The organism is Geminicoccus harenae (genome assembly GCF_019800005.1).
Lineage (GTDB): Bacteria > Pseudomonadota > Alphaproteobacteria > Geminicoccales > Geminicoccaceae > Geminicoccus > Geminicoccus harenae.
Window position 1 is genome coordinate 165,415 of record NZ_JABGCL010000001.1, and the last position, 11,925, is coordinate 177,339.

General features: G+C 69.6%; 10 protein-coding genes. 7 read left to right on the forward strand and 3 right to left on the reverse strand.

Annotated features, from left to right (window positions below):
- Positions 1–96: 96 nt before the first annotated feature.
- Positions 97–1,026, reverse strand: a complete 930-nt coding sequence (locus HLA95_RS00735) for a tyrosine recombinase XerC (protein ID WP_222182045.1) — start codon at positions 1,024–1,026, stop codon at positions 97–99.
- 51 nt (positions 1,027–1,077) lie between these two features.
- Here HLA95_RS00735 and HLA95_RS00740 point away from each other — a divergent pair, with 51 nt between their 5' ends.
- The 7 genes from HLA95_RS00740 (at position 1,078) to atpC (ending at position 10,112) form a co-directional block, all read left to right on the forward strand.
- A complete protein-coding gene (locus tag HLA95_RS00740; protein ID WP_255591160.1) occupies positions 1,078–3,282 on the forward strand; it encodes a primosomal protein N' in 2,205 nt (734 codons plus the stop codon).
- A gap of 234 nt (positions 3,283–3,516) precedes the next feature.
- A complete protein-coding gene (locus HLA95_RS28795; protein ID WP_191059515.1) occupies positions 3,517–4,971 on the forward strand; it encodes a calcium-binding protein in 1,455 nt (484 codons plus the stop codon).
- Between the two features lie 242 nt (positions 4,972–5,213).
- Complete coding sequence (locus tag HLA95_RS00750) at positions 5,214–5,774, forward strand: F0F1 ATP synthase subunit delta (RefSeq protein ID WP_191059516.1); 561 nt, start codon at positions 5,214–5,216, stop codon at positions 5,772–5,774.
- A complete protein-coding gene (gene atpA / locus HLA95_RS00755) occupies positions 5,774–7,309 on the forward strand; it encodes a F0F1 ATP synthase subunit alpha (protein ID WP_191059517.1) in 1,536 nt (511 codons plus the stop codon). The genes HLA95_RS00750 and atpA overlap by 1 nt, the downstream gene beginning before the upstream one ends.
- Before the next feature lie 20 nt (positions 7,310–7,329).
- On the forward strand, positions 7,330–8,223 hold the full coding sequence (locus HLA95_RS00760; RefSeq protein WP_191059518.1) for a F0F1 ATP synthase subunit gamma: 894 nt from the start codon (positions 7,330–7,332) through the stop codon (positions 8,221–8,223).
- A gap of 22 nt (positions 8,224–8,245) precedes the next feature.
- Positions 8,246–9,676 (forward strand): F0F1 ATP synthase subunit beta, encoded by a 1,431-nt coding sequence (gene atpD / locus HLA95_RS00765; RefSeq protein ID WP_191059521.1) that lies wholly within the window; start codon positions 8,246–8,248, stop codon positions 9,674–9,676.
- A 22-nt stretch (positions 9,677–9,698) separates the two neighbouring features.
- A complete protein-coding gene (atpC, locus tag HLA95_RS00770) occupies positions 9,699–10,112 on the forward strand; it encodes an ATP synthase F1 subunit epsilon (RefSeq protein WP_191059519.1) in 414 nt (137 codons plus the stop codon).
- 103 nt (positions 10,113–10,215) lie between these two features.
- Here atpC and HLA95_RS00775 read toward each other — a convergent pair whose 3' ends face one another.
- Positions 10,216–11,412, reverse strand: coding sequence for a GAF domain-containing sensor histidine kinase (locus HLA95_RS00775; protein ID WP_191059520.1), 1,197 nt, complete (start codon positions 11,410–11,412; stop codon positions 10,216–10,218).
- Between the two features lie 108 nt (positions 11,413–11,520).
- Entirely contained in the window at positions 11,521–11,913 is a 393-nt protein-coding gene (locus HLA95_RS00780; protein WP_222182140.1) for a VOC family protein, read from the reverse strand.
- Positions 11,914–11,925 lie beyond the last annotated feature (12 nt).

The window sequence follows — 11,925 nt, forward strand, 5'->3', positions numbered from 1 at the left end:
TGGTTCGGCCGGACAAGGAACGGGCCGACCCTAGGAAGGCGGGATGCACAACGCAAACCGGACATGCGCAGCGCGGACCGTGCCCGGTCCCGGCGGTCAGGCGCGGGGATGGGCGGCGCCATAGAGCTGGTACAGCCGTTCCTGGTCGACCTGGGTGTATTTCTGGGTGGTGGACAGGCTGGCATGGCCCAGCAGCTCCTGGATGGAGCGCAGGTCCGCACCGTTCTCCAGGAGATGGGTGGCGAAGCTGTGGCGCAGCGCATGCGGGGTCGCGGTGTCGGGCAGGTTCAGGATGCTGCGGGCATGGCGGATGCGCCGCCGGACGGAATCGGCGGCCATGGGCCCGCCGCGCACGCCCAGGAACAAAGGCGAGCCGGGCTCCTGGGGGAAGGGGCAGGCGGCGAGATAGTCGGCCAGGGCCTGGGCCACGACCGGCAGCACCGGCACGTCGCGCACCCGCCCGCCCTTGCCCAGCACCCGCAGGCTGCGCAGGGAAGCGGCATCCGCCGGGATGGCGGAGCGGGTCAGGCCCAGCGCCTCGCCGATGCGCAGCCCGCAGCCCCACAGGAGCAGGAGCAGCGCCAGGTCGCGCCGCGCCACGAAGGGCTCCGCACCGTCGCCCAGCATGGCGGTGAGCTCGCCCGCCTGCTCCACGGTGAGCGGGCGGGGCAGCCGGCGCGGCACGGCGGGCGTGCGCAGGGCGAACAAAGCAGGGTTGTGCAGGCCCCGGCGGCGGTCCAGCCAGCGGAAGAACGAGCGCACCGCCGCCACGCCGCGCATCACATAGCCGCGCGACAGTCCCTGGGCCTGCCGGTCGGCCAGCCAGGCGCGAAAGTCGGCGGGGCGCAGCGCCATCAGGCTGGCGAGCGAGGGCCGCTCGCCCAGATGCCTTGCCAGGAACGCACACAGCCGGCGCAGCTCGTCGCCATAATAGGCCACGGTCTGCGGCGAGAAGCGCCGCTCCTTGGCCAGCTCGACGAGCCAGGCGCGCAGGGCGTCGTCGAGATCGTCGGTTCCGTGCAGCATGAGGCGATGCGGTAGCACGGCGCGCGCAGGATACCTATGTTAGGCGGGCGCATGACTCCCGACCTCTTTGCCGATTCCTTCGCGACCGTGTCCGTGGTGGTGACCGCACCGCTCGACGGACCGTTCGACTATCTCCTGCCCGACGGCCGGCCCCGGCCGGAGCCGGGCCAGGTGGTGGCCGTGCCGTTCGGCCGCCAGGTCCTGCCGGGCGTGGTCTGGGACACCAGGCCCGAGCGCCCGGTCGATCCCGGCCGGCTGCGGCCGCTGGGCCCGCTCCTGCCGGTCCCGCCACTGCCCCTGCCGCTGCGCCGCCTGGTCGATCACGTGGCGCGCGAAACGGTCAGCCCGCGCGGCCAGGTGCTTAAGCTGGCCCTTTCGACCCATGCCGCCCTGGAGGAGCCGCGCACCGTCGACCTGTACCGGCCGGCCGAGGACGCGCAGGCACGGCGGCTCACACCCAAGCAGCACCAGGTGCTGGCCGCGGCGGCCGCGGAGCCGCTGGCCCCTGCGGACCTCGCCAGGGCCGCCGGGGTGTCCAGTGCGGTCGTGAAGAAGCTGATCGATACGGGCGCACTCCTGCCCGAGACCCATGTGGTCGAGGAGCGCTGGCCGGTACCCGATCCCGCCCGGATCGGGGTCGAGCTGAACGAGGGTCAGGCCAGTGCTGCCCGGCGGCTGGAGGAGGCGGTGCAGGAGCGCCGCCATGCGACCTTCCTCCTGGACGGGGTCCCGGGTGCTGGCAAGACCGAGGTCTATTTCGCGGCGATCGCCGCCTGCATCCGGGCCGGCCGGCAGGCGCTGGTGCTGCTGCCCGAGATCGCGCTCACCAGCCAGTGGTCGGCCCGCTTCACCCGCACCTTCGGCGTACCCCCGGTCGCCTGGCATGCCGATGTCGGCTCGGCCAGGCGGCGCAAGATCTGGCGCGCGGCGATCGAGGGCAAGGTCCCGCTGGTGGTGGGCGCCCGCTCCGCGCTTTGGCTGCCGCTGCAGGATGTCGGGCTGATCGTGGTCGACGAGGAGCACGATCCCTCGTTCAAGCAGGACGACGGCGTAACCTATCAGGCACGCGACGCGGCGATCGCCCGGGCGCGCTTCGAGAACTGCCCGGTCGTGCTGGCCTCGGCCACGCCGTCGCTGGAGACGGTGGTGGCGACGGGCAGCACCGGCCCCGACCGGATCCACCGGCTGGTGCTGCCCGAGCGGCATGGCAGCGCGCCGGCACCCAAGGTCGACATCGTCGACCTGCGCTCGGCCAGGCCGCGCCGGGGTGCCGGCTTCCTCGCCCCCCGCGTGGTCGGCGAGCTGGAGGCGACGCTGGAGCGCGGCGAGCAGGCGCTCCTGTTCCTGAACCGGCGCGGCTATGCGCCCTTGTCGCTGTGCCGGGCCTGCGGCCACCGGTTCCGTTGCCCGAACTGCTCGGCTTGGCTCACCGCCCACCGGCTGCGCCGGCGCCTGCAATGCCACCATTGCGGCTTCTCGATGCCGGAGCCAGACCATTGCCCGGAATGCGGCACGACCGATGCGCTGGCTTTGTCCGGGCCGGGCGTGGAGCGGATCGCGGACGAGGTGCGCCACCTGTTCCCCAAGGCGCGCACCGCACTGCTCACCAGCGACACCGCCACCACGGCAGGGCAGGCCGCGGCGATCGTGGGGGCGGTGGAGCGGCGCGAGGTCGACATCCTGATCGGCACCCAGATGGTCGCCAAGGGCCACCATTTCCCGGACCTGACCCTGGTGGGCGTGGTCGATGGCGATCTGGGCCTGGGCGGCGGCGACCTGCGCGCCGCGGAGCGCTCGTTCCAGCTGCTCTACCAGGTTTCCGGCCGCGCGGGCCGCGCGGACAAGCCCGGCCGGGTCCTGATCCAGACCCACCTGCCGGGCCACCCGGTGATGCGCGCGCTCGCGTCCGGCGACCGCGACCGGTTCGTCGCCGCCGAGATCGCCGAGCGCGAGGACGGCCTGCTGCCACCGTTCGGCCGGCTGGCCTCCTTGATCCTGTCGGGTGCGCGCCAGGTCGACGTGCAGACCGCCGCCCGGCACCTGGCGCTGGCGGCACCGGTCGACCCGGGGGTCCGGGTGCTGGGGCCGGCACCGGCGCCGATCGCCTTGCTGCGCGGGCGCTGGCGCGAGCGGCTGCTGGTGCGCGCGCGGCTGGACGTCGACCTGCCGGACTATCTGCGCCTGTGGACCGGTACGGTCCGCCTGCCGTCGGCCATCCAGCTCACGATCGACGTCGACCCCTACGACTTCCTCTGACGATCCGGCACCGGCCGCTGCGGCGCATCCCGGGCAGCCGGCTGCGGGATCTCTGCATTGATGCGGTTACTGCGTTTCCATTGACCATCCGGAAATAGCGATGCAGCCTGCCGCTATAGAACCGGAAATTCATTTGCGCAGCTGTACAAACCTGCGGAGAACCGCAGGTAAACAAGAATGCGGTGCTTGCGTTTCCTGTTCTGTCGAATCAGTCGACGGTGATGGAGACGATCATTGGCTACGATCAGGGGCGATGCCGGCAACAACCGGCTGTCGGGGACCAACTCGCCCGACGGCATCTATGGGTTCGGCGGGGATGATCTGCTGTTCGGCCGCGGCAGTGCCGACCGCCTGCTGGGCGGGACGGGCCGGGACCGGCTCTATGGCGGTACCGGCGACGACCGGCTCAAGGGTGGTGCCGGCAACGATCTGCTGCATGGCGGTGCCGGCTCGGACCGGCTCGACGGCGGTGCCGGGGTCGATACGGCGAACTATTCGGACGAGACGGTCGGCCTGTTCGCCAACCTGTTCACCGGCGCGGTCGTCACGGCGCACGGCATCGACCAGCTGTCCTCGATCGAGCGCTTCTATGGGGGCGCTGCGGGCGACGTGATCACCGGTGCCGGCGAGGAAGGGGAAGTGGGGGCCAATGTCGAGCCCGGCCGCGGCCTGGCCCTGTTCGGCTTCGGCGGCGACGACTTCGTGTTCGGCGGGATCGGCAACGACTATCTCCAGGGCAACGAGGGCGACGACGGCCTGTCCGGCGACGCCGGCCATGACCGCCTGCTGGGCGGCGACGGCGACGACCTCCTGCTGGGCGGCGACGGCAACGACATCCTACAGGGTGGGGCCGGCGACGACCTGCTCGAGGGCGATGCCGGCGACGACCGGCTCGACGGCGGCGACGGGATCGACACGGTCGACTACTCCGATGGTCGCGAGATGCTCGTGGCCGACCTGTTCGCCGGCGAGGTCTTCGACGGCGACGGCAAGGACCAGCTCGTCTCGATCGAACGCTTCTATGGGAGCCGGGCGGGCGACGTCATCACCGCGACCGCCGTCACGGGCGACGATGCGGGGCCAGCCAACGTGGTGCTAGGGCAGGGGCTGGAGATCTTCGGGCTCGGCGGCAACGACTTCATCGGCGGAAGTGCCGGCAACGACCTCATCGAGGGGGGAGCCGGCAACGACAACCTGTCCGGCAGTGCAGGCGACGACCGCATCCTGGGCGGCGAGGGCGACGACATCCTGTTCGGCGATGCCGGCACCGACCTCCTGACGGGCGGGGCCGGCAACGACCGGTTCGACATGCTGGTCGAGATTCCGGAGGATCCCTCCGAGCTGTCCTTCATCTCCGGGCACACGATCGCGCTCGATTTCACCCGCGGCGAGGACAAGCTCTATGCGGCCGTATCCGAAGGTGATCCGTCGGCCCGGCTGGACAGCTACGAGGTGTTCGCCCGGCTCGACAGCAACCACGACGGCAGCCTCACCGAAGCGGACGACTGGGTGGAGCTTCGCGATGTCCAGCCGGACGGCATGGCCGCCCGCGGGTCGCTGGTGATCGATTTCGGCAATGCGGTGGCGCCGGACCTGGTGGGCTCCGGCCATACCCTGACCCTGTACGGCGTGACCTCGGTGACGAAGAGCGACTTCGTGCTGGACTCGGGGCCGGTCCTGGCCCCCTGAGCCGGCAAGGGGCCCGATCCGCATGGGCCGGGCCTGTTCCACGACAGGCAGTGTGATTCCCTGCCCGCCCGATCGCGCTCATCGGGCTTCCCGCCTGCGTCGAATCCGATCAGGATGCGTGCGGGCGGCGGGGGGTCGCTTGCAGGGCTCACACGGTCGTGTTATCCGCCGCACCGCCGAAAGTCGGGCGGCTGGATGCCGACGCAATACGCGTGCCGCCTTAGCCGAAGACGGGGTTCCGTTTGTCTGCCAGAACAGCCACGAGTTCGGGATTGGCTGCGCGTTACGCGCAGGCGATGTTCGAGCTGGCGAGCGAGCAGGGTGCGCTTGATCAGGTCGGGACCGACCTGGACAAGCTCGACCGTGCCATCGCCGAAAGTCCGGACCTCGCGCGTCTGATCGCGAGCCCGGTCGTTACTCGCGAACAGCATGCCAGCGCCGTCTCGGCGGTCGCTGACGAACTGGACCTGAGCGAGATCACCCGGAAGTTCCTGGGGGTGCTCGCCGCCAAGCGCCGGCTGTTCGCGCTGCCCTCGATTGTGAGCTCGTTCCGGGCGCGCCTGGCCGAGCAGCGTGGCGAGGTGACCGCCGAGGTCGCCTCGGCCCAGCCGCTCGACCAGAAGCAGCTCGCAGCGCTCACGGACGCGGTCACCGCGTATTCCGGCAAGAAAGTCCGGCTGGACACCAAGGTCGACCCCTCGCTCATCGGCGGGCTGGTGGTCACCGTGGGTTCCCGCCAGGTGGATGCATCCTTGAAGCGCAAGCTTCAGCAACTTGACGTCGCGATGAGAGGGTTGGGCTGATGGACATCCGTGCCGCTGAGATTTCGGCGATCCTGAAGGACCAGATCGCGAACTTCGGCGCCGAGGCAGAGACGGCCGAGGTCGGCCAGGTCCTCTCGGTGGGTGACGGCATCGCCCGCGTCTACGGGCTGGACGACGTCCAGGCCGGCGAGATGGTCGAGTTCCCGAACGGCATCAAGGGCATGGCGCTGAACCTCGAAGAGGACAATGTCGGCGTCGTGATCTTCGGCAACGACAGCGCCATCCGCGAGGGCGACGTCGTCAAGCGCACCAACGCGATCGTGGACGTGCCGGTCGGCAAGGGCCTGCTCGGCCGCGTGGTCGACGGTCTCGGCAACCCGATCGACGGCAAGGGCCCGATCCAGTCGACCGAGCGTCGCCTGGTCGAGGTGAAGGCGCCGGGCATCATCCCGCGCAAGGGCGTCCATGAGCCGATGCAGACCGGCCTGAAGGCCGTCGATGCGCTGATCCCGATCGGCCGTGGCCAGCGCGAGCTGATCATCGGCGACCGCCAGACCGGCAAGTCGGCCATCGCTGTCGACACCTTCATCAACCAGAAGGCCACCAACGAGGCCGCCGGCGGCGACGACACGAAGAAGCTGTTCTGCATCTACGTGGCGGTCGGCCAGAAGCGCTCCACCGTGGCGAAGCTGGTCAAGACGCTGACCGACTTTGGTGCCATGGAATACTCGATCGTGGTGGCCGCCACCGCGTCCGAGCCCGCGCCGATGCAGTTCCTGGCGCCGTACACCGGCTGCACGATGGGTGAGTATTTCCGCGACAACGGCATGCACGCCGTGATCGTGTATGACGACCTGTCCAAGCAGGCCACTGCGTACCGCCAGATGTCGCTGCTGCTGCGCCGCCCGCCGGGCCGCGAGGCCTATCCTGGCGACGTGTTCTACCTCCATTCGCGCCTGCTCGAGCGTGCGGCGAAGCTGGGCGAGGCCAGCGGTCTCGGCTCGCTCACCGCGCTGCCGATCGTCGAGACCCAGGCGAACGACGTGTCCGCCTACATCCCGACCAACGTGATCTCGATCACGGACGGCCAGATCTTCCTCGAGACCGACCTGTTCTACCAGGGCATCCGCCCGGCGGTGAACGTCGGCCTGTCGGTGAGCCGAGTGGGCTCCTCGGCCCAGACCAAGGCGATGAAGAAGGTCGCGGGCAAGATCAAGCTGGAGCTGGCCCAGTATCGCGAGATGGCGGCGTTCGCGCAGTTCGCCTCCGACCTGGACGCCTCGACCCAGCGCCTGCTCAACCGCGGTGCGCGCCTGACCGAGCTGCTCAAGCAGCCGCAGTACGTGCCGATGGTGAACGAGGAGCAGGTCGCGGTCATCTATGCCGGCGTCAACGGCTACCTCGACAAGGTCAAGGTGTCCGACGTCGGCCGCTACGAGCAGGAACTGCTGGGCCTGCTGCGCGGCCGCGGCAACGAGATCCTGGTCTCGATCCGCGACACCAAGGACCTTACTCCCGAGACCGAGGCCAAGCTCAAGGCTCTGCTCGAAGAGTTCGGCAAGACCTTCGCCTGATCCGCAAAGGTCGCTGAACCATGCCAAGCCTCAAGGACCAACGCGCCCGGATCTCGAGCGTCAAGCAGACGCGCAAGATCACGAGCGCGATGAAGCTGGTCGCCGCCAGCAAGCTCAAGCGCGCGCAGGAGCAGGCCGAGGCGTCCCGGCCCTACGCCACCCGGATGGCCCAGATGCTGGGCAACCTGGCGGCGGGGGTGCAGGGGCAGCCCGAGGCGCCGCGCCTGCTCGCCGGCACCGGCGAGGAGCAGAAGTACCTCCTGATCGTCGCCACGGCCGACCGCGGCCTGTGCGGCGGTTTCAACACCTCGATCGCGCGCGGTGCCAGGCGGCGGATCCAGGAGCTGCAGGGCCAGGGCAAGGACGTGCGGCTCATCTGCGTCGGCCGCAAGGGACGCGATGCGCTGCGCCGTGACTACGGCAACCTGATCCTGCACACCTACGAGGGTATCGCCGGCAAGAAGCGGATGGAGTTCGCCGACGCGCACGACATCGCCGAGCGCATCCTCGAGATGTTCGAGGCGGGCGAGTTCGACGTCTGCGAGATCGTCTTCAACCGGTTCATTTCTGCCATCCGCAACGAGCTGACCTTCCTCCAGCTCGTTCCGGCCGAGATCCCGCAGGTGCAGCGGACCGAGGCCCAGGCGGAGGAGCAGTCCTCTCCCTACGAGTTCGAGCCGGACGAGGAGCAGATCCTCACCGAGCTCCTGCCGCGCAACCTGGGTGTCCAGGTCTATCGCGCGCTCGTGGAGAACGGGGCGTCCGAGCAGGGTGCCCGGATGGCGGCGATGGACAGTGCGACCCGCAACGCGGGCGACATGATCAAGCGGCTGACGCTGACCTACAACCGGACGCGTCAGGCGCAGATCACCAAGGAACTGATCGAGATTATTTCCGGCGCCGAGGCGGTGTGAGGGAAAGAGTCACATGAGCGACATGACCAAAGAGAACATCGCCACCGGCCGGGTCACCCAGGTCTTGGGCGCGGTGGTGGACTGCCGGTTCGACGGCGGCAACCTTCCCGAGATCCTGACGGCGCTGCACGTCGACAACCAGGGCAAGACCCTGGTGCTCGAGGTGGCGCAGCATCTGGGCGAGAACACCGTCCGCACCATCGCGATGGACTCCACCGACGGCCTGTTCCGCGGCTCCGAGGTGATCAACACCGGCGCGCCGATCTCGGTCCCGGTCGGCCGCGAGACGCTGGGCCGCATCCTGAACGTGATCGGCGAGCCCGTGGACGAGCGCGGCCCGCTGAACAACTCGCTGACCGCACCGATCCACGCCCCGGCGCCTTTGTTCCAGGACCAGGCCACCGAGTCCGAGGTGCTGGTCACCGGCATCAAGGTCGTGGACCTGCTGACCCCGTACCCGAAGGGCGGCAAGATCGGCCTGTTCGGCGGTGCCGGCGTCGGCAAGACCGTGCTCATCATGGAGCTGATCAACAACATCGCGAAGGCGCACGGCGGCGTGTCGGTCTTCGCCGGTGTCGGTGAGCGGACCCGCGAGGGCAACGACCTCTATCACGAGATGATGGAATCGGGCGTCATCAACCTGGAAGACCAGACGCAGTCCAAGGTGGCGCTGGTCTACGGGCAGATGAACGAGCCGCCGGGTGCGCGTGCCCGCGTGGCGCTGTCGGGCCTGACCGTCGCGGAATATTTCCGCGACCAGGAAGGCCAGGACGTGCTGTTCTTCGTCGACAACATCTTCCGCTTCACCCAGGCGGGCTCGGAAGTGTCGGCGCTGCTGGGCCGCATTCCCTCGGCGGTGGGTTATCAGCCGACGCTGGGCACCGACATGGGTGCTCTGCAGGAGCGGATCACCTCGACCAAGAAGGGCTCGATCACCTCGGTGCAGGCCGTGTACGTGCCCGCCGACGACCTGACCGACCCGGCGCCGGCCACGACCTTCGCCCATCTGGACGCCACCACGGTGCTGTCGCGGCAGATCGCCGAACTCGGCATCTACCCGGCCGTGGACCCGCTCGACTCCACCTCGCGGATCCTGGAGCCGGGCGTGGTCGGCCAGGAGCATTACGACGTCGCCCGTGCGGTGCAGTCGACGCTCCAGCGCTACAAGGGCCTGCAGGACATCATCGCGATCCTGGGCATGGACGAGCTGTCGGAAGAGGACAAGCTGGTGGTGGCGCGCGCGCGCAAGATCCAGCGCTTCCTGTCCCAGCCGTTCTTCGTCGCCGAGGTCTTCACCGGCTCGCCGGGCAAGCTGGTCGCGATCGAGGACACGGTGAAGGGCTTCAAGGGCATCGTGGACGGCGAGTACGACCACATCCCGGAGGCGGCGTTCTACATGGTCGGCACGATCGAGGAAGCCCTCGAGAAGGCCAAGAAGATGGCCGAGGCCTGAGCCGGAAGCGGGAGGAGCGGCCTTGGCCGACAAGCTGCAGTTCGACCTGGTCTCGCCCGAGCGGGTGCTCGTCAGCGACGCCGTCGACATGGTGGTGGTGCCGGGTGCGGAGGGCGACTTCGGTGTCATGGCCGGGCATGCCCCGGTCATGGCGCTGCTGCGCCCGGGCCTGATCACCACCTACGAGAACGACCGCCCGGCCCGGCGGATCTTCGTCGCCAGCGGCTTTGCCGAGGTGAATCCGAGCGGCATCATCGTCCTGGCCGAGAACGCCGACGACCTGGGCGAGCTGCCGCAGGAGCGTGCCATGCAGATGCTGCGCAACGCGGAGGAGGACCTCCAGTCCGCCAATGCCGCGAGCGAGGCGGAGCGTGCCAGGCTCGAGCAGGCGGTCGCGATCGCCCGGGCCCGAAGCGAGGCCTACACGGCACCCTGATGCGGCGAGGGGGCTCCTGGAGCCGCCCCGCCGTCATCCGCAACGAAAACGGCCACCGGGAGGATGCTTCCGGTGGCCGTTTCGCGTTCCGGCCGAAAGCTGCTCAGACGCCGCTCGGGCTGGTGCCGCCCGGCCAGGTGAAGGTGAACACCGTGCCGGTCGCCTCCGTGGAGCGCACCGAAAGCGTGCCGCCATGCGCCTTGGCGATCTCGTCGGCGATGTAGAGACCGAGGCCCAGGCCGGCAGAACCCCCGCCACGCGTCGCACGGGTATAGGGCTGGAACATCCGGGCCATGATCTCCGGATCGATCGGCGGCCCCTGGTTGGTGACCTCCAGCACGCAACCGCCATCCGCCATTCCCGCCCGCACCTGGACCGGCCCGTCCGGCCGCCCGTGGGTCAGCGCGTTGGCCAGGAGGTTGGAGAGGAGCTGCCCGATGCGGTCGGGATCGCAGGCCACCGACCCGCCGAACCGGATATCCGACTCGATCCGCCGCTCCGGAAAGCTCGCCGCCAGCTCCGCCACGACCCGGCCGAGTTCCGCGCCCAGGTCAGCCACGGGCCGCAGTGCCAGCTGGAAGCCGCCGCCCAGGCGGCCGCGGGCAAAGTCCAGGATGTCCTCGATCAGCCGGGACATGCGGGTGCAGCTCTGCTCCATCTGGCGCAGGATCGGCTGCGCATCCTGGCCGGGCGGCAGCCTGCCCAGCAGGCGGAGGCCGGAGATCACCGAGAACAGCGGGTTGCGCAGGTCGTGGCCCAGCACGCCGATGAACTGCTCGCGCAGCGACCCGGTTTCCAGCGCGTCGTGCAGTGCCAGCCTGCTGGCGCTGGACTGGTCCTCGAGTTCGAGCTGGGCCGAGATCAGCTCGGCGTAGAGCTGCACCATCTCCAGGATCTTGCTGTCGCGCAGCCTGGCCGGCCGCGGATCGAGCGCGCAGATGGTGCCGAACACCTCGCCGTTGCGGCGGATGATCGGCACCGAGAGGTAGCTCTCGAAGCCGTACTGCCGCGGGGTCGGGTGGCCGCAGTAGATCTGGTCCTGGCTGGCATGGTCGATGACGATCGGCGCCTTGGCACCGCGGATCTCGTGGCAGAGCGTCGTGGTGACCTCCAGCTCCCCGCCGACCTTCAGGCCGAAGCCGAGCTTGTCCAGGACGGCGCAGGCCACCCACCGTTCGCCCGTCACCCTGGCCACCGCGGCAAAGCGCAGCCCGGTGGTCGTCGAGACGATCTCGAGGATGGCTGGAACCGCTCTCAGCCGGCCGACCGTCTCGATATCGGCCACGATCGAATCAGCCATCCATGATCCTCGCTGGCGCCGGCCAGGGGTGGTACATGCGACTCCGGCGCCATTGCGGTTCCAGATCGCCGAACTAGTGGCAGATGTTCCGGAACGGAGGAAGGCCGCTCAGCCATCGCCCGCGGCGTGGCAGACCGCTTCCACCCGGTTGCCGTCCGGGTCGAGCAGGAAGGCGGCGTAATAGTCTGGATGATAATGCGGGCGCAGGCTGGGCGGGCCGTCGCAGCGCCCGCCCGCGGCCAGCCCGGCGGCGTGGCAGGCTCGCACCGCCGCGCGGGTCTCGGCCTTGAACGCCCAGTGGCGGCGGTCGGGCGCCCCCGCGAGGCCCGCCCGCACGGTCAGATAGCTGCGCGCCGGGTGGTGGGCGTCGGCGCGCTCGCCGAAGCCCGCCGCATCGGCCTCCGCCCAGACGCAGGGATGGCTCAGCGCCGCCATGACCGCCTGGTAGAACGGGAGCGAGCGCGCCGGATCGCTCACCGTGATCGAGACATGGTCCAGCATCACTGCCGGACC

Excerpts from the sequence above, each read along its gene's own strand:
- HLA95_RS00740 (WP_255591160.1), top strand. The coding sequence starts at position 1,078 with ATGACTCCCGACCTCTTTGCCGATTCCTTCGCGACCGTGTCCGTGGTG.
- HLA95_RS00775 (WP_191059520.1), bottom strand. The coding sequence starts at position 11,412 with ATGGCTGATTCGATCGTGGCCGATATCGAGACGGTCGGCCGGCTGAGA.
- HLA95_RS00780 (WP_222182140.1), bottom strand. The coding sequence starts at position 11,913 with ATGCTGGACCATGTCTCGATCACGGTGAGCGATCCGGCGCGCTCGCTC.
- HLA95_RS00760 (WP_191059518.1), top strand. The coding sequence starts at position 7,330 with ATGCCAAGCCTCAAGGACCAACGCGCCCGGATCTCGAGCGTCAAGCAG.
- atpD (WP_191059521.1), top strand. The coding sequence starts at position 8,246 with ATGACCAAAGAGAACATCGCCACCGGCCGGGTCACCCAGGTCTTGGGC.
- atpA (WP_191059517.1), top strand. The coding sequence starts at position 5,774 with ATGGACATCCGTGCCGCTGAGATTTCGGCGATCCTGAAGGACCAGATC.
- HLA95_RS00735 (WP_222182045.1), bottom strand. The coding sequence starts at position 1,026 with ATGCTGCACGGAACCGACGATCTCGACGACGCCCTGCGCGCCTGGCTC.